General features: G+C 49.9%; 15 protein-coding genes. 6 read left to right on the plus strand and 9 right to left on the minus strand.

Features of this window, described 5'->3' with window-relative positions; translation table 11 throughout:
• Window positions 1-19: 19 nt before the first annotated feature.
• From Q1A43_RS20025 to Q1A43_RS20040, 4 genes are all read right to left on the minus strand, one after another.
• Window positions 20-967 (minus strand): ATP-binding protein, encoded by a 948-nt coding sequence (locus Q1A43_RS20025; RefSeq protein WP_299938213.1) that lies wholly within the window; start codon window positions 965-967, stop codon window positions 20-22.
• Window positions 964-3,252, minus strand: a complete 2,289-nt coding sequence (locus tag Q1A43_RS20030; protein ID WP_299938216.1) for a Mu transposase C-terminal domain-containing protein — start codon at window positions 3,250-3,252, stop codon at window positions 964-966. Before Q1A43_RS20030 ends, Q1A43_RS20025 begins: the two co-directional genes overlap by 4 nt.
• Window positions 3,249-4,049, minus strand: coding sequence for a TnsA endonuclease N-terminal domain-containing protein (locus Q1A43_RS20035; protein ID WP_299938219.1), 801 nt, complete (start codon window positions 4,047-4,049; stop codon window positions 3,249-3,251). Before Q1A43_RS20035 ends, Q1A43_RS20030 begins: the two co-directional genes overlap by 4 nt.
• Window positions 4,050-4,246: 197 nt before the next feature.
• On the minus strand, window positions 4,247-4,489 hold the full coding sequence (locus tag Q1A43_RS20040; RefSeq protein ID WP_299938222.1) for a helix-turn-helix transcriptional regulator: 243 nt from the start codon (window positions 4,487-4,489) through the stop codon (window positions 4,247-4,249).
• 214 nt (window positions 4,490-4,703) lie between these two features.
• Between Q1A43_RS20040 and Q1A43_RS20045 the strand changes: the two genes are divergently transcribed.
• The 5 genes from Q1A43_RS20045 to Q1A43_RS20065 all read left to right on the plus strand — a co-directional run bounded on the left by Q1A43_RS20045 (window position 4,704) and on the right by Q1A43_RS20065 (window position 20,053).
• The gene (locus Q1A43_RS20045; RefSeq protein ID WP_299938225.1) at window positions 4,704-5,087 is read left to right on the plus strand and encodes a DUF6634 family protein; all 384 of its coding nucleotides are present in this window, start codon (window positions 4,704-4,706) and stop codon (window positions 5,085-5,087) included.
• Between the two features lie 661 nt (window positions 5,088-5,748).
• Window positions 5,749-12,801, plus strand: a complete 7,053-nt coding sequence (locus Q1A43_RS20050; RefSeq protein WP_299938228.1) for a hypothetical protein — start codon at window positions 5,749-5,751, stop codon at window positions 12,799-12,801.
• A gap of 7 nt (window positions 12,802-12,808) precedes the next feature.
• Window positions 12,809-18,778 carry a hypothetical protein gene (locus tag Q1A43_RS20055; RefSeq protein ID WP_299938231.1) on the plus strand — a complete coding sequence of 1,990 codons (5,970 nt, stop codon included), beginning with the start codon at window positions 12,809-12,811 and terminating at the stop codon, window positions 18,776-18,778.
• A 21-nt stretch (window positions 18,779-18,799) separates the two neighbouring features.
• Complete coding sequence (locus Q1A43_RS20060) at window positions 18,800-19,396, plus strand: hypothetical protein (protein WP_299938234.1); 597 nt, start codon at window positions 18,800-18,802, stop codon at window positions 19,394-19,396.
• Window positions 19,397-19,453: 57 nt separating this feature from the next.
• Window positions 19,454-20,053 (plus strand): M35 family metallo-endopeptidase, encoded by a 600-nt coding sequence (locus tag Q1A43_RS20065; RefSeq protein ID WP_299938237.1) that lies wholly within the window; start codon window positions 19,454-19,456, stop codon window positions 20,051-20,053.
• A gap of 441 nt (window positions 20,054-20,494) precedes the next feature.
• Here the strand turns inward: Q1A43_RS20065 and Q1A43_RS20070 are convergent, their stop codons facing one another.
• The 5 genes from Q1A43_RS20070 to Q1A43_RS20090 form a co-directional block, all read right to left on the minus strand.
• Window positions 20,495-20,992: a TIR domain-containing protein gene (locus Q1A43_RS20070; protein ID WP_299938240.1), complete on the minus strand. Its 498-nt coding sequence runs from the start codon at window positions 20,990-20,992 to the stop codon at window positions 20,495-20,497.
• 125 nt (window positions 20,993-21,117) lie between these two features.
• Window positions 21,118-21,744 carry a hypothetical protein gene (locus Q1A43_RS20075; RefSeq protein ID WP_299938243.1) on the minus strand — a complete coding sequence of 209 codons (627 nt, stop codon included), beginning with the start codon at window positions 21,742-21,744 and terminating at the stop codon, window positions 21,118-21,120.
• Between the two features lie 5 nt (window positions 21,745-21,749).
• Complete coding sequence (locus Q1A43_RS20080; protein ID WP_299938245.1) at window positions 21,750-22,415, minus strand: hypothetical protein; 666 nt, start codon at window positions 22,413-22,415, stop codon at window positions 21,750-21,752.
• Complete coding sequence (locus tag Q1A43_RS20085) at window positions 22,415-23,575, minus strand: toll/interleukin-1 receptor domain-containing protein (RefSeq protein WP_299938247.1); 1,161 nt, start codon at window positions 23,573-23,575, stop codon at window positions 22,415-22,417. Before Q1A43_RS20085 ends, Q1A43_RS20080 begins: the two co-directional genes overlap by 1 nt.
• Window positions 23,572-24,183 (minus strand): TIR domain-containing protein, encoded by a 612-nt coding sequence (locus Q1A43_RS20090; RefSeq protein ID WP_299938249.1) that lies wholly within the window; start codon window positions 24,181-24,183, stop codon window positions 23,572-23,574. The genes Q1A43_RS20085 and Q1A43_RS20090 overlap by 4 nt, the downstream gene beginning before the upstream one ends.
• Before the next feature lie 200 nt (window positions 24,184-24,383).
• Here Q1A43_RS20090 and Q1A43_RS20095 point away from each other — a divergent pair, with 200 nt between their 5' ends.
• Entirely contained in the window at window positions 24,384-25,796 is a 1,413-nt protein-coding gene (locus tag Q1A43_RS20095; RefSeq protein ID WP_299938252.1) for an HET domain-containing protein, read from the plus strand.
• Window positions 25,797-25,902: the final 106 nt, after the last annotated feature.

Here is a 25,902-nt window from a genome sequence, read left to right on the forward strand (position 1 = left end):
CGGTTTTTATTGTTGCGAGTTAAGGGTCGATTGGGTCGTCGCCCATTGGAATGCTTTGAAAGTCCAACGCGACAAATGGATTGACGGCCGGAAGGCAGCCCGTAGCGCTTCGGTAAGTCGCTTCAAAGTGCTCGATGGTCACCTCGTGCGATCTGCTGAGAAGGGCTTTTTTGGTGGCTGTGCGGCAGAATACGCATAGATGTCCAAAGGCATAATTCGAGGCATGAAGTACCCTGGCGGCGAAGTCTCGGGATTTGACGCTCTTGTCCATATTTAGGTCTGCGGCTGTTACGAACCGGGCGAGCGTCCGGATTGCTGTCTCTTGATCGATAGCTGGATTCAGTCTTCGCATATGAATCTGTTTGTAGCGACGACGAAACTGCGTGTCCGAAACCAATACTTCCTGAAACGAAGGCATCCCCACCAGAATTGGGATCACTGCGTTGTCGCTTTGTTGGACGAGCGACTTTAGAAAGTCCTGCAGTTTTGCGCGATCGCTTGGCCCTGCTGCTCTCACGTGTTGGATTTCGTCCAACACGATCACGACAGTTTTTAGGTCCCTGATATAGTTTGCTATGTGAACCCAAAGGGATTGGGCGCTTTCCCCTTTAGAAGGCTTCGTCCATCCAAATGCTCGGAGCACATCCAAGTATAGACCCTTTAAGGTCGCATCTGCACTCAGCTTGACAATGATAACCGGGCGGGGGTTGTCGCCTACAACGGTTAGGTCGAGTCCAGATTGGGACAATGCAAATGTGGTACCGTCTGTCTTACCTGTGCCGCTGTGCCCCAATATGACAAGGCCACCAGTTTCAAAGATGTCCCCAAATTTCTGAGCGACGCGATACTCAGCGAGCAGATCGTCAACTTCATCGAATATCAGCTGGGCATCAGGGTGTTCGATGAACAATCCTCGGAGTTTGTGATGCCGCACATACAGATCATGATTAGAAGGTGCTTCTGTCATTTTTCATCCTCCTCGCGCCACCAATCGTCATCATCTTCGTTCGGCGCTGCTGACGGTGTTTCATCGGCAGATGAATTCGAATAGCGTTGTGCCGGGTCGAAATCGTGGCGGGGCTCCCCAACTTCTGCCCCGTCGCCCCACCAATCGTCTTCGCTAACATCTCCTGCTTCTGGCGGTTCGTTTGATGCTTCCGAAGTCGGAAGGCTGCTAACAGGAGGCGTTGGTTTTTCATCCGAACGGCTGTCAGTGGACGCGCCGCCAATGACATAGCCGAGCCCGTCTTCGGCTCGCTTTAGACCGTCAACGGTTGCTGGGGCGTCATCGACAACCGAAAGGCCCCAATAAAGCTCGCGATCTAAGCGCTCCAAGTCATCTGCAGTGAGCATCTGAGGAAGCGCGTTCATGATCTTTAGCGCGTCGGTTGCGCGACTGCGCATGTCTGCCAAAGCTCTCATGATGACAGATGTTTTGATCTCGGCTTGTGCAGAGTAGCGACTGCGCAGGATTTTCCCTACTTCGATCCAATCGACAAGCCGAATATTGTGGAATTTCTCAACACTGCAGCGAACCTCAACCCAGTGATCATTGTTCCAGACGCTGATTGTCCCAAGGTCATCTGGGTCAATGAAAAATGCGCGCTTGTTGCTTCCACGCTCTTGGCGGATTTGTTGCAGTTCCTTGCTATTGTAGTGGATTCCTAAGAACTGGATACCTCGTGCGGTGACTGTACGTTCTTCCCTGCTTCCAAAGGCCCTGCGGAGCGTATTTGGGGATAGTTTGGGAGGCACGCCGTATAGTCCTCCCAAGCGAGCCAACGCTGCCGCCGGAGTCTCGCCCCCTAAGCCGCGATGCATTGAGTGATGGTATACGTCTACGATGTATCGAATGAAGATCAATGCGAGCTGATCGTCGGTAAGGACGGCAAGTTCCTCGGTGGGGTAGTCGCCGCGTTGTTGCGGGTTGCTAAATGTTCGACCTGGAATGAAGGGCATCGCTCGATCGCGGAAGGTACCAAATACCCGTTCAATTATTCCGCGAAATTGTGGTTCACCAACCATGGGAAAAACGTAAGTCGCATAGGCGGTACTGACTGCGCGTTGAGTCGGCTCTGCATAGAATGCCGCGCCTGTATCACTCTCCAAACTTTCAAACGAGAAACCATGCCAGTCAGACTCTGCCCCGGCAGCTTTTGCGAGATCTGTCTTGTCTCGCGTGGCCATATGCAGAGATCGAACGGCGGATTCCGTCTTTTGGGAAGTGGATAGGAAAAACCCAACGATGTAGCGCGTTGCTACATCAATCACGATATAGAGCCACCGCCGACCACGCGGAAGTGCCTTGATTGTCTTGTCATCTAGCCCTTCACGCATGGGCCCGGACATGATTACGTTCCGAGCATCTACTTCCCATTCATCCACAATGAAGGTTTGGCCAGGACGTATCGCTTGTTCTGTCTTACCAACGCCAGAATACTTGCGTTTCGCAAAGCTCTTGCCCTTGCGATTGGCCTCAATTTTGACCGGGCCAAAGTTAGCGACCCATTCATGCAACTGCGTTCTTCCCCGTGTCTCGAGCAACTTAAGCCCGTCTTTGTTGCGCTGCTCGTTCTCGAATCTTAGAGCCTTGATCGTTTCATCGACGACACCATTGGCACTAGACTGCTGCTGCGAGAGAAAATTGCGAAGCTTCTTGATGATGAAAACGAAGCTCTCTTGATCAATGTCGATTTCAGAGGACTTTCCTCTTTGGTCGACAAGGACATCAATGCGACCGTAAGCCTGCTCGACCCGTCTTCGCCATTCTAGGATTTTGGAAGGGCTTGCTTTGTAGCCAAGGGCGTTGTCTTTGGAACAGAAATACTGAACTCCAAATTGTCCATTGAAGGTCAAATGAATTTTCGTTGCTTCATCGAGAAGATCATAGAAGTTGGCTTTGACGTCCTCTGGTGTCAGTTTTACCGATCCGCCAGCATATAGTTTATTAAGTGCCAAAACGAAAAACCACCTGCGCAAAAACAGAATTCTCTGCGTTTCAGACAGTTCCCAAATGAAAACGTGAGGGTCAGGTTCATTCTCGGCGGCATCCGATGTGGACGAACGCCGTTTACATTCCCATCGGTCGGTACCGACGATCCCATTAAGTTCTTCCCACCCAAATCGCTCAACTGCACCTGAACCATCTTCCCGCCGGAAGTAGGCTGAGTGATTGTCGCCGGTTTCGAAATGATAAGGAACACGATCGATCATGTACTGATGGACAGGGTTCAAATGGATTTTGGGTATCATTGGAGCCTCCGCACCTTCGTGAAGAGGTTGATACGTCCAGAGCTTTGTTTTGCGAGTAGGCCTTCAAAGATGCCCCTCACGATTGGGCGAAACGCTCTACCGCCAGCCCGACACCGCTCCGCAAGATCGCATATTGAAATGTCGCCAGTAGCTGATGAAAGAACGTCCCTGAGACGGATTTCAACTTCGATGTCTCGGCATAAGGAAAATCGCTGGTACATGACTGCGTTGAACGCTTCAGCGCGTGGAATACACGCCTCAGTTACGAGCCGTAATTCATCGGCAATTCCCGAAGGCATTGTCTTTTGGAGTGCTTCAAGTTGGCGCATGAAACGCCCCGATTTCAGGCGTTTGGTCGGTTTCACCGCGACCGCAATCTTGCGACCACTCTTCTTGGTGATCAGCAGATCTATGTAGTGGTTGGCCGGTTTGCCGTCTTCATCGATAAAGGGGATTGGTCCGAATTGCTCTTGGATTTGCGCGACAGATGGATCAATCAACGTAACTGCGCCGTTATGATACTCAACCTGGCTATCGAAACCGTAATTTCTTGGTGTTCGCGTTTGTAGGTCTAACCAAACGGAAAATATTCGGGTTGAGCCCCTCGAGCGCGGATTGATCTTACGGTTCCCTCGATAAGGGAGCGGCACTAAATCGGGCATCTCCAGTTCCACGAAGTCATTCTCAAACGGTTCAGTTGGGCCGTAGGCCCTTTGGAACGCCTCTGGCATTCCTGACAAATCCATTTCTGGACTCGTGGCGTGCTCCATCAGCGCGTGATCGAGTGACATATTCATAGCAAAGCATCCTCGTTTCCGAACGCGACAGCGTCGGATTTTTGAGCGCAAGCGACTGATCGCTTGCGCGAGTCTGTTGACTTTCAAATTGTGAGGTGAGATGAAGAAGGCGTTCTACGGCAGGGTCTGGATTGCAAATGCATCCGGGCCTTTGCTAATTCAGCAATACCTCTGGCTAATTTTTGTTGAAACCTAGGTCATGCTGCATCCTCTTTGTTCTCGACATCAACAGTCGTACCGTCGTCAGGCGTTTCAGATAACGTTGGATCCAAGATGTCAGCTATGGCCTGCATAATTGGCGCGCTTTTGCGGCGACCGTGGATGACCATGCTGATTGTGGAGGGATCGCGTTTCAGTTTCTTCGCAAGATCTTTCAGCGACAAGTTGGCTTCTGAAAGCAACCTGTACTTAATGAGATTTGCATCTAGCTTTTGCGGCATTGAGCCCTCCAAATCCACGTAAATGGACATGCGCAGAATGAATCCATTGCGACTGAAAAGCAAGAGTCCTGATCAGCTTTCTCAGTAAAGTAAATAATAGAATCAATATGTTACTTACCAATTCGGATCTCTCCGGGTGGGTTGCCTTGGTAGTTTTTGTGTACGACTTTCAGGCAGCACAACGGATCCCAAAGAACGACAGAACGGATGTAATATGGACGAGAATTTTGATGAAGTCTTGAAGGCCATCGCAGATGCAGAACGAGGACCAACGGACGAAGAACTTACGAATGCGCCGATCATCAACCATTATCGCCTCGAAACAATTGGTCAAAGTGTTCAACAAATTTACGGTAAGGTGCAGGGGCATCCAACGATTGATGACCCGTATGTGACGACGACACCGCTTTTCGGGTTTGATCCGGACGCTGGGTGGGCACGGACGCGCAGTCGTTGGTACCGGCTTGGGCCAGACTGGCTGCTACCAAATCCTAAGGAAAGGGATGAGATGATTGTTGCCATTCAAAGCCTCCTTAAAGCAACGCGGAAATGGGTTATGACCGAAATGAAAGTGGCTCAGAAAAAAGATAGATCGTAAAGAAAGTTGTTGGTATTAACCCGACACTCAAATCTCTTCGGAGTTATGAGATGAATGAGCATCACAATGAGAGCCGTCATCTAGGCGCCTGAGGCGGAGGCCGAGCAATGGTCGGGGTAACGCCGTCCTTGCCTTTTCAAGCGCTTCGGAAAACCGAATCTCAGATTAACGAGGCAATAGTCTTGATTAATTCAACCCGATCGTTGAGACTAGTACGAATTAAGCAAATTATTCTAAATAGCTATTTTATTGAAGGGGGGATACTTTGTTCCGAACTTCGAAAGCGCACCGGCTTCAGGACACAGCTTTCTGGCACAGAAAAATGAGCGGTAGCTTACTAGCCGATGTCTCCATATCTCGCAGGACGTTTTTGACGGCTCTGGCGGTGTTACCTGCAACCAGAGCTCTTGGTTTCGAACAACTGTCCTTACGTTTAGAGCGAGATGCGCTAATAATAGAACACGCTGGTTCGGTTTCTCGGTTCAACCTATCTGGTTTTGGGCAAACCCGAAGTGCTCAATTGACCCAACGAGGGGCAAGTTGGTTCTTTAGCTTGCGTCGCGCGCGTGTAGCAGGCTTGACCCGAGCCTTTGAATTTGGATTGATATTTCAACGTAGTGCCGGAGCTTGGCACGTTCGGTCAGTTCAATCACCGGAGGCTATGAGGCGTCCGGTTCTACTTTCCGATTGGTTGACTGATCTGCGCGCAGTTCAGATACGCGATGATCTCCGGCCTAATGAAAATAGTAAGCATTTTGCACTTGTTGACGAACCGGTGGAAGTGTTTGCGACCCCAACTGGGTCACTTGTCGTACGTGGACGGTCAGAAAAAACTGTTCAGTTGAGGGCTGGACCTTTTGGATTCAGTGCCGGGGCCATGAGGTGGAACCATCCTTCGATAGATGACCCATCATGGCATGTTGCTTTAGCAGACTTAACCGCAAAAGCAGGGCAAAATGCTCCTTCACACTTGGACGCATCGACGAAAGTAACTCTTGCGCCGACGGGATTGGGTCGAGGTGCATTGCTGGTTTCGAAGGATCGGCGCAGGGCTGATCAATTCTTTTGGGAAGGTCCGTCAATTCTTGAGGTCACATCCGATCGGCATCACAGTGCAATAACTTTGGATGCGAGCTACAGCCGTTCGACGATGCGGTTGGGAAGTGGTCCAAGTTCCTTTAATATTTGGGCACCATCTGAAGCACTTTCCGTTAAGGCTCAGATTGGAAAGACCAGTTTCAAATTGGTTGGGAATGTCGGCCGACCAGCCCTAGAATTAGACGTGCAAACCGGTTGGAGTGCTCAGTCGATCAATCTTGAGGTAGGTCTTTCTTCTGCAAACATCGGTGTCACTGAAGCGGATTTATCTGATTGGCGCTTCCCTAAGACCCCAGTGAAAATGCAGATAGGGATGCCGCGCGCAGCTGATTCCACTGTGCATCTGGTCGATAGCATTAGCGAACAAGAACCAGATGTAAGCGAAGAGGACACTGGTGTAATAACGCTTCACGACGGAGACACATCCTTTGTATTTGATGCGTCCTATTCGCTTCTAAATCTCTTCCGAGCGAGAGATCTATTAAACCTCAAATTTGGTTTTTCTCGCTTTCTGGTAGTGTCTGATCCTGATGCGCCGTCTGGGGCGCGGCTCCAGCCGTATGGAACCGAAATTACTCCGCCAATACTGGTGGCGCACTTCGAAGCACAGCATTTTGAAGAAGAGGTTTATGACAACCTAACTGCGGGGGGTGGGGCGCAATTAAAGGAAATGTCCGAGTCTCGCGCAGCTGCTCCATCGCGGATTGCATTTCGCATCGACGAACATCATGAACCTTGGCCATTGACGCTAGACGCATTCACCAGATGGCAGGACCTAGCTCTACATGTGTCCGGGCGGGCCATGTCTGCTGACAGCACTCTTCTTGAACAATTGGACTACGTTGGTATCGGGAAGGATATTGGACGGCGACGTGCAATGGAACTAATTCGCGAAAGCGTGGAAAAGGACCGTGATCTTGACGTCGCGCGTCCCGACAGTCGGATCCATCTTACAACTGCCATTGAAGCGCGCTATCGCATGATTCTTTCACCGTCCTCCGCAGGTGCACGGGTAGAAACAGTATCGACCGGATTGGACGAGGCTGGGTTGCGAGGGAGCCAATTGTGGAGCGCACGTATTGTGCCAAAATCTGCACCTTCTGCTCCAATAGTGCGAAAGAGTGAGTGCAAGCCAGAGACGCTAGCTGAAGAGGCAGAGGAAGAGACGCCAGCTGAAGAGGCAGAGGTAGATGCAGGCGACATAGAAGAGCCGTTGGATATAGTTGCCGACCCAGCGTCAATGTCGACACAAGATCTAAGGGTGATTTGGGTGAGAGGAGTCGATCTTGGATATCTCCAAGGACGGCCGATCTCTGATAATGACAAAGCGTTGGCCCCTTGGTCACCGATTGCAACACCGGGTCAAGAAGGCGCCGTCACCTTTAACCGAGCTGTCAATCACCACCAGATGCGTGACTTGATGACCATGACTTCCGTATTTGCGCTAATGGCCAAACGGCGCCTCCAGGCAGTTTATGTCGATAACAACATGCCTGCTCCACTCAACGACCTTCTGGCCTATCTCGATGGCGACCCCACTACCAACACTTCTAAGCCTATAAAGTTCCGCGATGACCCCAGCGGACACGTCAAGGCTGCGCCGGAAGGCTATACATACGCCGGTGACCTTCTACCCAGTGGCGAAGATATCAAACCTGAGGACATGGGGATTGTTCAATCTCCGACTTTAGGTGTTTCGCAAGTTGTGATGACATCATGGGGTGCAAATGTGCGCTCTCGATCAGTATTTCAGCCCTATGCCGATGTTGACGCTGTACGACCTACACTTTCCGGTGGAGAAGCCCCTTATCCAGCTGCAAATTACCGAGCTCCAGAGACAGAAACTTTTGAACAAGAGAGTCTATTGGGTGAGGATATCTTTGTCGCTATTTCTGAGAAGGGTTTTCTACTTCCAGTAGGGCATCGAGCCTCACTTGTTCAGATAACTAAACGAGAATTTCGGCGAAATGCAGCGCATACAGTTGATGCGGAAGACATAGATCAGACCGCCTATCTAATAAAGCGGACGTTCATTACGGTCGGAAAGGTAGAGAAACTCTTTCCTGCTCTCGGCCAACCTTTTGGTGGGCGCGCGGGACTCGCTCAGAAGCGAATTCGGCTACGGACCAGTGAATCACCCGAAATTCTTCCACCAGATCAAACCAAAATTGAAAGTGGCGCCATAGAAGGGTTTTCAAACACATTCTGGCCTAGACAAACTGCAATGGGGACCACGCCAGCGTCAGATGTTTTGTGGGAGTTTGAACTTGATGACGATAAAGATGTGCATCGTGCTGGGTTCTTGTTTGTTTCGAACAATGTAGCACAAGACCCTGTGCAAATGGCCAATCTAGCCAAGTATTATCGCAACTCCGATCAGGGATCGCGTAAGGTTGAGAGCTTAGGAAAACCGCACGCTTTCGCGCCAAGCAAAGACGCAAGAGCAACGTCTTTTGCCACCCATTCAATGACTCTCTCTGTGTCGGGCCGGGCGCGTGGCAATGCTCGATCTTACCCTGAGAGCCCTGGTATTCCTTACTTCCCGAGTGATCCGGAGCAAAATCATAAAGAAATATTTGAGGATATCACCAACCCAGCCGAGGGGTACTTCATCAACGCTTACATGGAAGGTGCCGATCAACCCGGCTTTTATGCGACAGTAGAGCGTAGTAAGATCAAGGTGGAGTCGATTGATCGGATCAAACGTCAACAACACGGCCATGTTTCGGCCAGTTACAACGCCCAATGGGTAGAACATGGCTTTGATTCAGATCGAAACCCCTCTGAACTGTTCTTAGATGTGCTAAGCCCACTACCGCTGGATTTCTCAGGAGATGGAGCCAGCTCGGGCGGTTTTGCACGACCAAATATGGACATTGCTCATCTTTCGCGCCTCAAGGGACCGATAGGTGGCGCTAAGACCTACGAACCAGTCAACTTTACTGCTTTTGGCGAAACAAGGTTAGCCAAAGAAGCCCGACCGAACCCTAACAGCGCTGCCGCAGTTGGAACATTTGACCCGATCGAAATGCTTGCTGGCAACTCAAAGGTATTGGGTATTTTCACCTTGCAGTCTGTGCTCGACGCAGTTTCGTTGGGAGAGGGTGCCCCTGAGATCAAGGAGCAAACAACTTACGATGTTGAAGGTGGTCCGGGCAAAAATGTTTTCGAACGCTTGAAGAATGCGGTCGATGACGCTGGCGATTTTTTGATTGAAGCCATCGACGATTTCCTTGAGCGTATGGCCGTCAAATTTAAGGGTCTTGCAGGGCCCGACGGTGAGCTTACTCTAAGCGATCTCTACCCTAATTTGAATAAGGCCTATGAAGAACTTCTGGAGGCGATCGCGACGGCCCGATCCAGAATTGAACAACTTGTCGACCAATTGCCTTTAGATCAGGAGCCAACCGAAGGAAACAAGGCGGATTTTGAGAGGGCTCGTGACAGCCTTGGTTCGGTAGTATCTGGGCTAATTGGTGCTGCTAAGGACCTCGGAGACGAAATTCAAGCTGTGATCGACGATCCAGTTCCACCGATCGTCACTGAGTTGGTCGCTGAAGTAAAAGCTGAATTCGACAAGCTGCGGCGGATTTTGACATCCGGCATCGACAAGTTGATTGCGGATGCGGTCGATGAGATGGCGACCGAAGTTGTCGTGGCAGGTATTGAAACAGCGTTACCTTTTGCGGAATTGATCAACAATGCAGATCAGGAGGCGGCAAAAATTATAGGTGCCGTTCTTGGATATGCGCGCCAAACTGAAACACAAGTACGTGGTCAGATCTTCAGGCGGGTAAGTGAAGGATTGAGTCCACTACCTGGCAACACCAATCCAACGCCTGAGCAGGTAAACGCCTACATTGATGATGTAGTCTCACGCGACATTGAAGGCCTTCAACTTCGTATTGAGCGCGATGTCAAAGACTATGTCAAATCTTTCGCTGATAAAGAGGCTGCATTGTTGCGGCAACGCGGCGAAACACTTTTGGCCGAGACCTTCGGCTTTCCGTTAGCTGATCTGCATCAAAAGGTTCTTCGGATCAAAAATGTTGTCGCAGGAGAAGCACAAGACAAGCGAAAAGAGATCACCCGCGAGTTAATTGCCTTAGTCGCGAGCGCGACGAAAGCAGCTCTCGAAAGTACTGCACTGAGAGAAGTCTCAGACGCATTTTCAACTCTAAAAGGTCTTTGTGAACAGGCTACCGGTCTACTTACTGGTCAAGGCCATGATCTCTTTGGCCGGTTTGAACAGGCTGAGGCTCATGTCTTGCGGCTGCATGGGCAAATCGGTGGGCTGAAAGTACCCGCGCAATTTCCGAAGATCGCCTCAACCAGAGGCCGAGCCTTGCAGGCAACTCAACGAGCCTTAGACGTACTAAAGGACGGCAAGTTCCTCCTCCAAGCGCTACAGGAGGATATTTCCAAGGTTAAGTGTTTGACCGCGAGAGAGCTTGAACCCGTCAACCAACTGTTCAGATTACAGGCCTCGGCGATTGACGCAGTTCTTGGTGCCTCACGAAATTTGGCAGAAATGATCGACGAAATCGATGCAGAAACTTCCAGAGCATTCGGTAGTACACAAGAGAACAGAACTTTACGCGATACCGAGCTGGGGAATCTCAAGAAAGCAATCGAGGCAACAGGGGCGGCTCTAAAGGGCTCTATTGCTGAGGCAATTGGCCTTGGAACGACGGTCGATTTCAGCTCAGCTGAGAATTTCTTGACAAGTGTAGAGGCTGAAAATTTAGCGCCTCTCAAAAGATACGCCCAAGACTTCAGAACGGCTATTGCCGAGAGCAAGCGTGTGGGGATAGCTGTTCAAAACCGCATCCAAAATATTACCACTCCTCAAGATGCGGTCGCTGTACTGACAGTAGTTCTAGACTTTGCGAGCCAGCAAAACCGTACGTTTGCCGCCCAAGTTGCCCGTGTAACACAATTCGGCGATGGCGCGCTGGATGCGCTCGATAGCTGGTCACGCCGTTTACTGTTGGTCGCTATCGATTTGGCACTTCCTATATGGGAACAGGTAGCGCAACCTGTTTTTTCGGAAATAACAGAAGCGCTTGTCAATAAGTCTAACAATCAGCCTACAGTTCTAGGATACCTCGTCGATAGCACGGTAACCGCAGATTTAGCCCGAGCATGCATTGCCATCGAAAAAGAACGCGACGATCTAAGGGAGCTAAGGAAGAAAATCGCGGAAGCCGATGCCAACGCAATACGAACCGGACTAGAGGCCCTCATAAAACGCCCGCTTGCTATAGAGGATGGGATTGATGTTCTTGATCGTCTTGTTGAGCTGATCTTATCAGGACAGATCCTCGACCTTCCCGATCTTGAGCGACTTAAGAGTGAAATCCTCCTCGCGATAACGAACCTGCTGCCTGTCAAAGTGGGCGTAGTATTCCCATGGGAGACGAAGTTGGGGGATTTCCCGCCCGGAAAGCCAATCTTTGAAATCGCTACCCCTGAAAAAGAGGATTCCAATGGCCCCATTCTTGCCAATGAGAACTATTGGCTCGTGGATGATGGTGAAGGAGGTCAAAAAAGCATCCAAGACGTCTTCTACCCCAATCTAAATGGTAGGCCGATAGGTGCTGCGGAGTTCCAAAACCGCCGCGGTGATCTAGTCCTTGATGCTGGCGCTACTTACCACATTCTAACCGGCGAAAGTCGCGTTTGGGCTGACGCTTGGTTGCACCCATTCACCATCAATGTTCTTCCGGGTTTTGATGTAGTGAAGCTGCATTTTCGTGCCGCTAGCTTCACAGCAGGATCAGGACAATCTGCAAAATTGAACGCACTGCCCGAAGATTTCGTTTTTGGCGAGATGGTGAAGTTCATTCAATCGCTTTCGAGCTTCCTGTCCGGTGGGGGGGAACAGGGCCCATATTACGATATCGACCTGTTGCCACCCAAAATTGAGGTAGGCGTGCGATTTGAACTACCCACCATTTACCTAGGGCCGTTAATTTTTTCGCAGATTTCTCTGAATGTCTCGGCTCATCTGCCGCTGGATGACGGAGAGCTGATCTTCAAGGCCTCTGTTGGAAGGCGGAATCGGCCCTTCCTAATCGCTGTGCCACCTTATGGTGGCGGCGGTTTCATAGGGCTGACCGCAAACAAGCGGATCACTGGGTTTGAGGCTTCTATGGAGTACGGTGGAGTCGTGCCTCTCAAACTTGTAGTGATCAACGGTCATGGCCAAGTAACAGCCGGTATCTACATCAAGAAGACCGTAGATGGTCTAACAATCATTACTGGCTTTGTACGTGCCATTGGCGAGGGCTCAATCGGTATTTTTGGATTGGCCTTTCATATCGAGTTGTCGCTCACCCACATAAATGGGGCGATGTATGGTCGGGTCTTCGTATCTTTCACGTTCAGTCTCAAATTCTTTGATGTGACCTTCTCATTTGACGTTGAGCGCAAAATCTCTGGTAGCCGTAACGTTGAAGCCCGCGCATTCCTGTATGAGAAATCGGTAAATTCGAGTTGGGGGCGGCCTTTGATCCGCGTGTTTACACCGCCCCGTTTGGTGAAATGGAAGGCATACTACGATGGATACCCCAAAGGGTTAGTTCTTCCGAAAACGGTAGCTTCTGGACGGTGACACAAATATGACAACTACTGCAGCACGCTTATCTGGATTTGACATTGCAACGGTTCCAAGCGGGATTTCCTTGGGTGACGAAGGGCCGTTCGCGAATATTAGCCTCGTGTTTCGCCCAAACGGCATGTCTTTGCTGGTTCCTATAACCAAGGCGGCAGTTAGCAATGAGATCAAAGATGCAATCACCGGGTTCTTTCCAGGGGCTGATTCGGTGGTACATGAGAGCGTCTACCGTTTGATCCTGACTGATCCTGAGGCACTTGATCGCGGCGAAGATGCCGGCCTACCAACTACAATCGACGACCTCACACCAGATCAGATCAATACCCTCAAAGCGGTATCAGCGGAAGAAAAACAACGTGTTTTGTGGGAACGCCCTACCAGTTTAGATGCACGCCCTATCGCTGAAATCTTGATCGATAGCTTCGCGGTCTGGCTTGCAGACTTGCCTCAGCATTTGCATAGCGTTAGCCAGACAACCTTCTTGCGAATGGACGATGCTAAAAATCAATCAGAGCCACAGCCTCAAGATATTCAGCTTTGCTCGATCTCCATCCCTAACCCATTCGATTCTTCAAAATTCGAAGTATATCGCGTGCCTTGCAGCTGGTCGGGCAAAGAAGATGCCAATACCCTCAGCGAAATTGATCTTTCGGCCTTCGAAACTCCCAGTGATCTGAACGAGTTTGTCCAACAAAACGGTTCTTTGAACCCTTTGAACTATGAAGGGATCCTGTCGTCAAAGGAAGTAACCGAAGTTTGGAGTCCGGAAGAAGCTCAGAAGATTTGGCAAGGCCTATTTAGCTCGAATGAGTTGCGCAACCTTGCGCGCGCACTTCTCTTTCCCAACAACCCCTCCGGACTACGCAATCCGGAACAAATTCGGGTTAGGAAGGCGAACAAAATCACTTTGCGGAGCGATCATGTCAGCGTTATTGCAGCGGGTCTTTCGGAAATCAAATCGACAGAATTACTGGCGGCTTGGGATGCAACGATCAGTTTACGCAGCAAAAATCAGCAAAAAGGGACTGACCGGTTCAACGAAGGCCTCACTCCGGGTGATTTGATAGGAACTATCCATGGGCGGTTGTTAGGGGCCGTTCGTTCCTATGCCCCCCCCCAGAATGAAGAGGCCCAGCTACTATTGCGCGACGACGGTGCAGATACGGCATCAAAGACTCCGCCAGAGTTAGTTGCTCCCCCCAGTCAGGCTATCCGGTTGGCCGAACTTTACCGCGCAGATAGTTTAAAACCACGTGTTGATTTCCCTGAGCTCACAGCTACCCGTTTGGCGCAGCCAGAAGCGCCTAGCGAGCGACAGCGCTTCAACGATGAGGATTTGCTGTTACTGGCCGAAAAACGACGAGAAGCTGCTCTTCGATCGTTAGTCCTCGAGGAAGATGACGTTTTCTCTAGCTTAGGGTACAATGTTAGCCGCCACTCGCCATCTCTAGCCCAGAAAAAAGGCAACATCCGCCCCGGTTTTGGTCAGGTTGTGATGGAGCAAGAAAGAAGTACCGCCAAGTATTTTGCGGCAAGCTCTGAGAATGCTCGATCTGTTTGGAAAAAGGCGTTCGAGGGCGAAGAGAGTGATCAAGACACAAATGCTATTGTCGACGAAAATCAATTTTTAATCGCCGACAACATTGCAGTGGCTGTTGCCGATGTGTTGGGAGAAAAAGGAACTTTGGCCTTAGATGACAATCCAAACACCCTGAACCCAGAACAGGGTAGCTTGAACGATGCTGTTCCCTTTGCACGTGCACTAGCGGCATCAAAATCGGCGTGGCGTCGTGGGGTTGGGAGGGTTGCCGTCAAGAATCCAACCGATGAGGCGGCAGATGAAGCATTGAAAAGGTTTCAGGAGATCTACGCCCATCCCGTACTTGCAGAAAAACTAGGTCTGATACGGGACTATAAGGTACCTCTCGAAGAGTTGCTTAACGAGACCGGCGGCGCTGAGTTCTTTCGCCTAAGTGCGACCACTTCTTTTCTTAGCCCGCATACGCAGACAGCGACTATCTTACAGGCCGAGCTCCAAGGTTCGTTGGCATTTAGACCCTCGGGTCGCGCCGAATGGTTCGATAGCACGCCTGATCCCAAAGCCGGACTAAAAGACCTTACTGAAAAACGTTTTGGCACGCCGCGCTTCGCGCTTCAGACTCTGGACGAACAGCAAGTGCTAAACAGCTTCGAAGGGGCTGCTGATGGTACAACGGATCAATTCCTGGCTGGCGAGGTAGAAGAGAACCTCGACGCTCATCTGCCTCAGGTCCGCAGATATGGCATAGCGCTAATCGACCGCGGGCGACTTGACGAGGAAATCGAAAATCTTGCTGCAAGCGAAATTAGCGAAGAGTGGCATGGTAACTCGCCAATGCTCACTTTTGCAGAAAACTTAACAATAGGGTTTCGCCTCGATGTTGGGATAGCTCAACCAGAGGAGCGCACCGCCTGGTTCGCCGCAGGTGATCGTGACATTGACTATTATCGCCTTCGCAACAGTCCTGATCTGACCGATCTGAAAGTCTCAACAAAGACCGCGCGCCCAGAAGTGCGCCATCGCAGCACATCATATGTAACAGGCATCAACCGCTATCTTGATCATCCAGATGCTATCAAAGAAGTAAAGAACGTGGACGGTAGCCTTGAGACTGTTCCCGCCGCCGTTGGCGGCTACTCCGATGTAGTTGTTCAAGAAACGTTAGCAACCTGGCAAGGACGATCGCTATCACTGCCCCGTCGTGCGCGTGAGGACGAATTCATCGTTCAAGACTGGTTCTCGCCAATGGTAGACCCAGACGAAGGGCCCTTGCCGATCGAAATGGATTACTCCGAACCTGAGATTTCCGAAGAAGAGGATGACGACGAAATTGGCTTGGACGGCGTAGTGCCCGGCTTGCCGCCGCAACGAGAGCGCGCAGGATACTACTTTGGCGCTCGGCCCGTTTTCCTAAACCGCGGCGGACCGCGGCTGTCTGATGCATTGAACTACTACAATGGCAACATAGGACCCCATTCTTTGCGTCTGGGTGCAGTTGATGGGGACAAACCACTTATTTTCGGTCGCAATGAGCCAATTGGTGCCCCCGAGATCCTTTTGCCCACTACCCAAAGTGGTACCGCGCGCGAGCCATTGTTTGTAGCCCATGCACCATCGGAGTCTGCTTATGGGTTGAAGCATGGCGCGGAGTCGACATTCATCACGCAATGGCCTGGAAATTCGGTAGACGATCTAATCCTGCGCAGTAAAGGAGAAGAGGAGTCGACGGCAGGTTCCTCCATAAGCACCGATAACATCGACACAGTACAAAGGTACATTCTGCCTCCGAGAATTGACATAGCTGCCGCGGAGGTAGCTGGAGTCCTAGATGTACAATCTAGCGATGTGCTCGCCGGTCTCTTCGATAAAGACAACAAAGTGCACCGGGTTCGCTGGAGCGGCGGGTTCCCAGTGGCCGTCGGCGGCGAAGAATTGGACGAACCAGATGTCCCGGAGATCCTTGATGACCCACTAAGCACCGTTGGCTCAAGCGATGAAAGCACAAAACAGAAAGCTGCCCGTGGTGGTGTTTTAGTGGGACGCTCAGGCGACAATTCAGTGGATTTTCCCTACCTACCTGATCCATTGGCGAATGTTCTGTGCTTGATGCCCACACGTGAGGGACGCCCGTTATTGGATGAACCAATCCGGCTGGAGGCACTGAAAGGTGGCACTGGTTGGCCGAACCAAGCCCCCTGTGTTTTGCAGCTTATGCGTCCAGAAACGGAGCCGCCCGACGACACAACTTTCGAAGAGTCAGAGATAGAAGCCGACGGCTTAACGTTACGGATCGGTACCAGCAGTCGCAACTTCCTAGAAGGCACGCTTCCTACCTTGGGTATATGGCTCAACGATGGGCGAAGCTGTGAACTAGCCACTTGGTTTGCGCCGGTATTCGGTGAAGATGTGGCGTCGCATCGCCTTTTGCAAATGGCCTTTTCTTCGCAGAGCTACGAAAGTAGCTCCCGCTTTAACAACTTGCGTGGGCAAGCCGGTACTTTTGCTGCACTGGCGACGAATCACGGCACCTACAGACAATTGGGCGAACTACTATCTAGAACTCCCGTACGAGGATTGGTGACGGTTCGGCGACTTTCTTTGGTCAATGCGACGAAACGGCCAATCAGGGCACCAGAATATTTGGTGCCAGAAGGCATTTCTCATGTGCCATTTGCGCGAGTGAACCTTGCTGAGAGAGTAGCGGAACAAATGCTGGTCGAGCCAGCCCCATCAGCCAAGCAGGCGACCATTAAGGCACTTGAAGCCTGGCTAGGCGATGACACAATTATAGAAAAAATGAAGGACGGGTCAGCCGAGAATGAAGCTGCAGAATCGACCAATATGGTTTTTGGGGGGCAGGTCTTATGTGATCGGCCTTCAACCGATCAACTTCGCATTGAGGCACGATGGAAAGAGTATCTCGATGATCCCTCGCAACCGGCGCGGCGCGACGAATGTGATCCTTTGCGGCGTTTTAGCCCCGTTGATCCAGATGAATGGACCCACTTAGAAGGCACATTGGCGACTGTCGAAAATACAGCTGAGCTCGCCGGGAAACCCGTGAACTTACTGCGTGATCCAGGCGGAAGTCTGAGGTGCATAATGCACGACTTCTACGACACAAAAGCACGCAAAATCCAACTTCGAGTATCTGCGATCTCACGCCACTCTAAGAATTTTGCGACAAATGACAGAACTTCGCAGACCTTTATCACTCCTGGCCAACCAACCGAAGAGTTTGTATTGCGTGCTACCGCAAGGCCGGCGGCGCCTGTTCTAGCCGAACAGATGTTACCGGTATTTCAATTTGATCGCATTAATCTCATTTCTCATGGCGTCGGAGGGCCACCACGTCAAACTGGAATAAAAATCGAACGCCACAGCAAATTGCGGTACTTCATTCAACGTCCTTGGTTTGACGCGGGTTTTGACCAAAGACTAGCTGTTCTGCTTTGGGACGGAGCATTGTTTGATAGTACCGGTGAGTCAAAGGCAGATCGGCCCGAAACAATACCAGAAGACATTCCTGAAGAGATGCGTACACGTGTAAGTTTACAAGGGCGCGACCCAAAATTTGATAGCGTGAGCGTGAACGATTTTCTGACCGGCGATGATTTTCTGAACGATCTAACGGAAGAACGAATGGCTCATTTGGAACTGCCCGGAGTTTCTCCCCCCAACGAACTTTCTGATGGTCATGTCATTTCTGACTATCAGGTGTCTGCTGCGCTTTTTCCAGTGGAGCTTGACCGCCAACGCGATGTCTGGATTTCGGATATCCATATGCGCGGAGGGACCAGTTACATGCCTTATGTGCGCCTTTCGCTCGCAGCCTGCCAACACCGCGACCGAACTCTAAAAGGGTTGGAGCTCTCACAACCAGTCGATGGTTGGGCGCGCGTGCCACCCCGTAGAGTTGCGGAAGTTACTATAAACTGGACTGAGGGGCGCCCAGATGCATCCGCACGTGTAGTAGTCAACGGTGGAACGTACCGTCAACGCCAGCCAGGAACTGTGCTTTCAGATCTCAAACCAACAGTAGACAAGCCATGGTTGGAGCTCATTTTTCTTGAACGTTCGGCGGGTGTTTCAGGGGAAGGGGGTTGGACAAAGGTAGATACGTCTCACCCAACTCCGATACAAAGTGGCGCAGCTGGTTCATCTGTGTCGGATAATCTTTGGGATCTTAGAGTGGAATTGCCGTCCGATTGGAGATTGGACGGAAATCTATCCAGCCGAGCCATCTTGATTAGGGAATACGAACGCACCGCTGCCGACGGGGATGGGCCCAGTCCTCAGGCTCTTGAGGGCGAGGAAACCGCTCTGAAAATTGTTGAGGCTTTCGCTACGAGCCCAGATGGCTTGTCATCGGTAATTCGCGGCAAGACCACCTTCGCCTGCCTGATCACACAGGAGGAATTGCTTACAAGATAGGACCCCATCCCTCAGCGCCAGATGACAAAGGGTTTGATCAGCGGTGAGTTAAAAGGCTTGAACCTGAAACAGGAGAATAGAGAAATGACCAGCGAACAGAATGACCGCGAGATCGAGCCACATTTTCTGGAAGACGATTTTGGAAAAGCTCTACAAAGTGAGAGAAAAACCGCTTCGCAACTGGACCTAGCAGAACATGCAAAATCAGCGGCGTTAAAGCTCGAAGCCGATTTTCCGGGTGTTGTTTTCACTAGTGGAAGGCGTTCATCGGACGATCAAGCACGCGCAATGGCCGGAAATGTTGTGAATAATCGCAAATGGATTGAGCAAACCTACAAATCTAGCCCAGAGCGAAAAAGCCTACAGGACTGGGTGGATAAAAACCCTAGTGCGAAAACTAAGGCCGAAATCCAAGCAGGTTTAGCCAAAATCATGTCAGATTGGACAGATACACAAAAGAAAGGCTTTTCAAGACATATGGCTGGATTGGCTTTTGATGTTAAGCCGACCGATGACGCTAAACTGAAAAAGGCGATTTCGGAACTCCCAAATCTTCGAAAATTTTTAGACGAAGAGGGTGGCATTACGATCTGGCATGCAGACTTTAAGCAAAAGTGACGGTCTGAAAACTATTTGAACTATACGGTGCTCTCATTGCGCCAAGTGAGGTAAACCATGACTGTTATTCAGTGTTGTTTTTCTGCAATTATCTTTGTGTCGACTGTATCACCAGCAATTGCAGATCTGAACGACTCCAAAGTTGCATGTAGCGAGCCAAAATCTGCGACTATATCTACAGCTTTTGATACCTCGAACACTGAAATATCAATGGCAATTGAATTGCTAGAAGCTGCAGCCTCTCCTACCATTGATAAGTACACAAGATGGCTAGGAGCTCCAAGTTCAGACGTCGTAGCTGGCGTAATCGAGATGTTGCAACAGGCACGTGCTTACGCAGGATTCCAGCAAAGTTGGTGTCCAAACTCTAGCACCAGTGATTTGAGCTGGGAGAATGGTGATTTAGCTGGTGTTCATCCAAGTAGTGTAACTGACATATTTTTCGTTGATGACTACTTCGATATCAGCCCCACTGGTATTGATAGCCAATCTTCAACTGTAATTCATGAAATACTGCACCAAGTTGGTGCAAATTTGCAGCCAGAAGTTTACCTGACACACGAACTAGAGGCACTTGCTGCTAACAATCCCGAAAGGGCTCGTCGGAACGCTCAAAGCCTTGAGTATTTAGTAACCGATCTTCTCTATGGCCTCTAAGTCGTTCGCATAAACAATTTTGTTGCGAGGCAATGTTGGAATGTTCAATTACCTAAAGGTTTGTCTCAAGACAAATTAGAAAAATGTAGCTAACCTTGCATGTGTATGTGCAGGGGCGAATTGATAGAAGTGCTAGTAACTTACCTGATTGAAGCCATGAATTCCTTCCTAGTTACACTAATCAACGAAGACCAATCGATGGCAATGTAGACGCGTCCAGATCAAATGGTTGCTTCGCGGTGCGGTGCTAATTTCATGATATTTGCAACGGCATGGCACGATCATAAAAACTAGGCAATTGGGCTGGTGCAAATATCAGGTGCATAAGTTAAGTCAGCCGAAGGTGGCTTGTTTGAGCGTTTTACCCAGCCAAGTAATTTAGTTGCGGGCTGCTGCAATGAGGCATGTTGCTGTTGCGGTACCAATGATGGCGGCATTGATTTAGTTGTCATTCCTAATTTTGACGGCTTCTTCAGCGGCATTTGAAATGTGCTCTTTGATCCAAGCGTACCGTTCTTTACTATTGGAGCCGCTTGGAGTGTAGCATTTCACGATGGACGACAGCTTCTTTCCGGTGTCGCCATAGTTGATGAAATCGAAAGGGTTTTTTCCTTTTGGAGAGGTTTTCCCATCGGTGTTGAGTAGTCCATTCACGTGGATACCCACTACTCCCATTTTCCCGTCCCAAGACTTAACGATCTCATGATTTATCCATTTTCGGTTCGCCGTGTCGGCACCAATCAAAACAACAGTACATGACCGGCCCTTCATTTGTGCGGCAATCCACTTTTCAATTGCCGCATTGCCCCCACCGGTAATCGTTTCCCAATCATTGTCAGGCGCGGGTTTGTTGCCTTCCACACTTCCAATGTTGCGAACTTGTGAAACACGCCAGTTATCAGGTTTGTATTGAAAGCTGTAAAAACACTTACGTACCATTTCCGTTGATCCTCTTAGTATTGGTGGGCAATGTCATAACCATTGTGGCTGATGCAGATTGGTAAGACCAGTCAACATGCCATGGTTTCAAAGCATGGCTAATCATTGTTCTGAACAGAACAAGCTCATGTTCGCTCCCGCCATGAACTATACGCTCTTGGGCGCATGTAATCTTGGGTATTTTTGCTCCAGCTTTCGAAGCTTCTCGAGTTCGGTGCCTCAAAGATCATTAAGCCTTCTGGACTAGGCACAACTGGACGAACAACTTTCAACTCACCATCGGAACTTTCCTCGATGTAAGGATACAACCCAAGAAACTCGCGCCCTCGGTAAAAGCGTTGATCACCTTTCAATACCGGCAATATTCCTACTGACCCACACCTGCCGTCGAACCAACCAAGTTCCCAACACATCCAAAGAGACTGATCGGCAGACTCGGTATCCAAGAAAAGCAATGTGTCACACTGCTCCATCGTTTCTCGGATAAATGCGGCGTTTGCAGGGGTGACCTCGTTTCTGCTTACGTCGGGCTCATCAATCCAATCACAAAAAACGACAAACCCCTTGTCGGTCAGATAATCATAGACCCCAAGGACAATTTCTGCGTCGCGGATAGTTTGAGATAGGAATATATCGTACCGAGACTGATGCTCTTGTGACGCACCTCGCAGCGCCTCGTTGATTGATACGCCTTCGCGTTTGGCGCGCCGCTGCGCACGAGCACGCATGTCAGAATCACGCAGAAATGTCATTCGAGCTACCTATGATCAACTTTTGCATCATTCCAAAAGCGATCTTCCAACTTGTAAGGTTGCTTTTCCGGTATCTCAAAACGCATTTCTTTCGTAGAAATATCGAGGTGACGGTGGAACAATGCAACATAGTCTAGGTCTGTAGATAGGTCATCACTAGTGCTATCGAACTTATCGGATAACAGTTGAGCAGCGCCACCCGTTGAAATCACGGGGATTAGAGACGCTTTCGGTTGGAGCTCATTGAATAGATCGAATTCTTCAAGGATGCCACCCATTCCACCAATGAATACAGCGCCGCTAAATTCATGTTCTGAGAACATCCGGCGGCGCATTTCTAACAGGCTTGCCCCTAAATCGCCTTCGACCCTGTCCGTGAAAACAACGTTTTTGAATTGTTCGTTGTCTTCGGGGTATTCATCATCAAAAAAATTCGTTTGGTACAGCGTGACCCACTTTCCGTAGTCCACATCCAGGCTCTTTGCTACTTCCAATACCATGGGAGTAATTGCGGGATGGCCACCCCAAACTAGCGGTCGCCTTCCAAGCGTGACGTGGACAAGAGCAGAAACTGCGGCATTGATGGCGACTGTGTCTGCTGTGGCTGCATACTCGGGGCCGCGCTTTGGATCCGGAACCCCTGCCGAGAGAAAGATTGCGTTAGACAACATTACACCTCCCAACCAGACAGGGACCATGCCGCCTCTGACACCTTGATCGAGCGTACGGCCGCAATGTGATCATCCAACCATTGTAAGTGTGCACCCCAAGCGTCACGGATTCCAATGTGATCGTACACCAAAACCGGCGTTCCAACTTGGTCAGACCGCTGTGCCTTTTCGGCAATGTCGTTCAAGGTTTCTGCCGAAGGCACACCTACCACAGGGTATGCCCAAATTCGTTGTTCGTCAGGTAATAGGATAGAAATAGCTCGATGGGCACCGATGCCTTCAAAAGTCCCGCCAATCTTTTCTACATCTGCGCGGAGGCGTCCAGTTATCGCCATATACCTTGACGCGATACTGCGACTTCTTAATCTTTCAACCGCAAGTGAAATCACATCAACTGTTGCTTCGACTATTGGGCCGTCGGCGCCAGCAAGCTCAGCTGCTTCCAAGTAAATTGACTCGGCAAGATCAGTCATCCTATTTGGTTTGTGCTCAGGCCAAATGACTCTCAGCACTTGAATGTCTTTCGCTCTTGCACGGCCGATCTCTTGGCGGGTCCATTTACTGTCAAAATATGTTGGCGTGTCCAACATGACCATAACGTCAGAGTCGCAAAGTCTATGCCACAAAGCATCCTGAAAAGGCTCTCCCTTTAAGATGTCATGCGTATCAAGGAAAACGTCAAATCCCTTGGCACTCAACGTGTCATGAAGCTGCACGGCGGCGGAGCGAGCTTCAGTCCGTCGATAGCTCACAAATACACGACGCTGCCTTCGCAAGAGCCCAACGCACTCTAACATTGCCGCAGCGAGTTCAGTCATCTCGGCATCTTCATTCGCCAACTTCAACCCATTTGAGAACTGAAGAAAATCTGGAATGTCGGCTCCAAAATCACCCTTCGCACCAACTGTCGGAATGATTGGCAAACTAGCGTCAACTAGTCGTCGAACTGTGTTCAGGTCTCCGTTATTGTCTCCACCGAAGAAAGCAGCGGAGAAAGCGGCGTGGATATCCCGGTCGCCCAGAGTGTCTTGTCCGTGTAGTCTTACATCTGTACCAAGCTCGAGATCAAAATCGCTGACCATGCTGTTTATGGTGTTCGTCAGCGTTTCACTTTGCTCTGGTGTCACAGAGCCGAGGATTGCTAGTTCATAGATGCTCATGCGTTTTTTCGGCGCAAAGATCGCGATAGATCATACGTACAACTTGATCGATCTTCATATGCAGCATCAATCATTGTTGAAAGATGCCCGTGATTGGCAGCGATCGTATCCCACTTCGTGACGGACATTTTTGCCCCGGACTCCATTAAATTGTCCTTAAGTCGGTCTGAAAGAAAAGGGTAACGCCGATCATATTCGGTTCGATCGTTGATAGTGGTCCAGCTCGTGTATTCGGGATAGATGGCCTTTTTCTCTATGTCATGGGCCGCAGTGATGTGTTTCGGGTCCGTCGAAGGTAGCTGTACAACAAGTATGCCGGACTTTTTGTTCACCGAACCGTCGAACATACTGGAGTAAGTCTCCCAGTCCACATGCTTCCGTCCCCAGGTTTCTGTGCCAACCAAAACGATCGAAACTGTGGAATCTCTAAGATAGTCGTCCCGAATGACTTCTCGGATAGTTTCGGTGGGCAGCGAGTCATCGACATCGTCACTATTCACGGATAAATCTATGAACAAATTCTCTTGGTCGTTCCAGCTTTGAAGTTCGTCTTTGGCCCATTGGTCATTAGCATGATGATAACTGATGAAAACCTTGTGTTTGGCCATAAATCTCATTCCGAATTTTTGATGAATAACAAATGATGGCCTTTCGATCTAGGAAGGTCAATGAAAACGGATAGTATCTCATTCTTGAACCCGAACACCTACTTTGCGAGCCCTTTCCCAGCATGTGAAGCTATTTTTTAAAGTGTTGATCCATGATTAGACTACTTGAACCCGTAAATCTCCTGTCGCCGCCTGATGTAGTGCATCTAGAAATTTCCGGTCAAAAGTGGGCAATTTCTGAGTACTCTGAGCTAGCGGACGCACCCGCTTACACATGCATCTCATATGCTTGGGGTAAAGAAAAAATTGAAAACCCCCTCTGTGTTGAGCAACCGATGTCCGCAAGGGTTATCCGTGCCATAGAGACAGCAATTGGCGTTTCGCAGTCACAAGAAGATTGGGTCAAAAGTATTAGGTTTAGCCACAACGGTGATTCACTTAAGGAAGCCGCAGGGCAGACGGCGGCGGTCAATGCGTCGCCAGCATTCTGGGTGGATGCACTGTGTGTTCCTGCAGAAGATCCTGCTCGTAATGTTTGCTTGCAGAGTATGGGTGAGATCTTCAGTTCTGCCTTTCAAGTATTAGTTGTTCTAGGGGAGCAATGTTCGGAGGCAATTCGAAAAACAAGTCAGAACGGAAAGCTCGTTTCGTCTGATCTCAGTTTACTTGAAAAAGAAGACTGGGTCAGTCGTGCTTGGACATACCAAGAAGCCGTAAACAGCAAACGGTTGTATTTTGCGGTTGAAGGCGACGAAGATGCGATAGTGTCAGGGCACGATTTCTTGAACGTGATTATGGCAGCTATTGATGCGTTCAAAGAGGCCAATAATCTTGGCAAACTTGACTGGGAAAAACAGCGCCCGAAACTAAGAAGTTTAGAAAGACTTCTCGCTGATTATCTCATTTCGGACTTCGCAACACGATCGGCGTACCAAGTCATGTCCGTGATGGACCAACGAATTTCAGAACGAGCGAATGACCATTTTTACGCTATGATAGGCTCCATAACGACCAAGGCTGAGCTGGTTGACGGTGATGAAAAACTGGACCCTTCAGAGTACTTTATGCGGGTCTGTGAGCGAAAGGGCGACTTTTCGTTTCTCTATGGCGCGGCCCCGCGCGACAAAACAGCGGGGAGGCGGTGGCGGCCCAGACAAGGACGATTTCCTGCCTTACTGCCAGATTTGATCACGCTTGGAAGCATTGAGACTGGACGGAAAGAACTAACTCACCTCCAGTTGGACAACATGTACCGTTTGGTCCCAGGAGCAATCACATCGGACGGGCTAAAAGCAGCACGCTGGTTCGTAGAAGACAAGAGTGACACTAGTTCATCAGAAGACGTTGCAACGCAAGTTCTTAAGAGATTGCGCATTTTGGGTTTTAGCGGGTGTGGCAATTATCTGGAGTTCGAAGCTGGTTTTTTTTTCCCGCAATCAGAACCTTTGAAATCCAATGATACGTTCGTTGTCGTGTCGCATGACATTCATTGGGTCACCGGAGGTCCCGGGCTGCTTTTGCGAGCGACCAACTCTAACATCAATGATTTTTGTGATGTTGGTGCTTTTATCGGACGGAGACCGAAGTCTGGAGACGGGATCAAATTGGGTTAGAAACAATCTGACGGTGAATGCATAAACACCATCACAACGATTTTTCTTGATCTCGCACATTTCGGTTCTGCCTATGGGCCTGGGCAGATGAGTTGAGTTCCCATCA

This window comes from uncultured Pelagimonas sp. (genome assembly GCF_947498515.1).
Lineage (GTDB): Bacteria > Pseudomonadota > Alphaproteobacteria > Rhodobacterales > Rhodobacteraceae > Pelagimonas.

Excerpts from the sequence above, each read along its gene's own strand:
- Q1A43_RS20085 (WP_299938247.1), bottom strand. The coding sequence starts at position 23,575 with ATGAGCATCTATGAACTAGCAATCCTCGGCTCTGTGACACCAGAGCAA.
- Q1A43_RS20070 (WP_299938240.1), bottom strand. The coding sequence starts at position 20,992 with ATGGTACGTAAGTGTTTTTACAGCTTTCAATACAAACCTGATAACTGG.
- Q1A43_RS20090 (WP_299938249.1), bottom strand. The coding sequence starts at position 24,183 with ATGGCCAAACACAAGGTTTTCATCAGTTATCATCATGCTAATGACCAA.
- Q1A43_RS20065 (WP_299938237.1), top strand. The coding sequence starts at position 19,454 with ATGACTGTTATTCAGTGTTGTTTTTCTGCAATTATCTTTGTGTCGACT.
- Q1A43_RS20045 (WP_299938225.1), top strand. The coding sequence starts at position 4,704 with ATGGACGAGAATTTTGATGAAGTCTTGAAGGCCATCGCAGATGCAGAA.
- Q1A43_RS20080 (WP_299938245.1), bottom strand. The coding sequence starts at position 22,415 with ATGTTGTCTAACGCAATCTTTCTCTCGGCAGGGGTTCCGGATCCAAAG.
- Q1A43_RS20055 (WP_299938231.1), top strand. The coding sequence starts at position 12,809 with ATGACAACTACTGCAGCACGCTTATCTGGATTTGACATTGCAACGGTT.
- Q1A43_RS20075 (WP_299938243.1), bottom strand. The coding sequence starts at position 21,744 with ATGACATTTCTGCGTGATTCTGACATGCGTGCTCGTGCGCAGCGGCGC.
- Q1A43_RS20050 (WP_299938228.1), top strand. The coding sequence starts at position 5,749 with ATGAGGCGTCCGGTTCTACTTTCCGATTGGTTGACTGATCTGCGCGCA.
- Q1A43_RS20030 (WP_299938216.1), bottom strand. The coding sequence starts at position 3,252 with ATGATACCCAAAATCCATTTGAACCCTGTCCATCAGTACATGATCGAT.
- Q1A43_RS20035 (WP_299938219.1), bottom strand. The coding sequence starts at position 4,049 with ATGAATATGTCACTCGATCACGCGCTGATGGAGCACGCCACGAGTCCA.
- Q1A43_RS20040 (WP_299938222.1), bottom strand. The coding sequence starts at position 4,489 with ATGCCGCAAAAGCTAGATGCAAATCTCATTAAGTACAGGTTGCTTTCA.
- Q1A43_RS20025 (WP_299938213.1), bottom strand. The coding sequence starts at position 967 with ATGACAGAAGCACCTTCTAATCATGATCTGTATGTGCGGCATCACAAA.
- Q1A43_RS20060 (WP_299938234.1), top strand. The coding sequence starts at position 18,800 with ATGACAAAGGGTTTGATCAGCGGTGAGTTAAAAGGCTTGAACCTGAAA.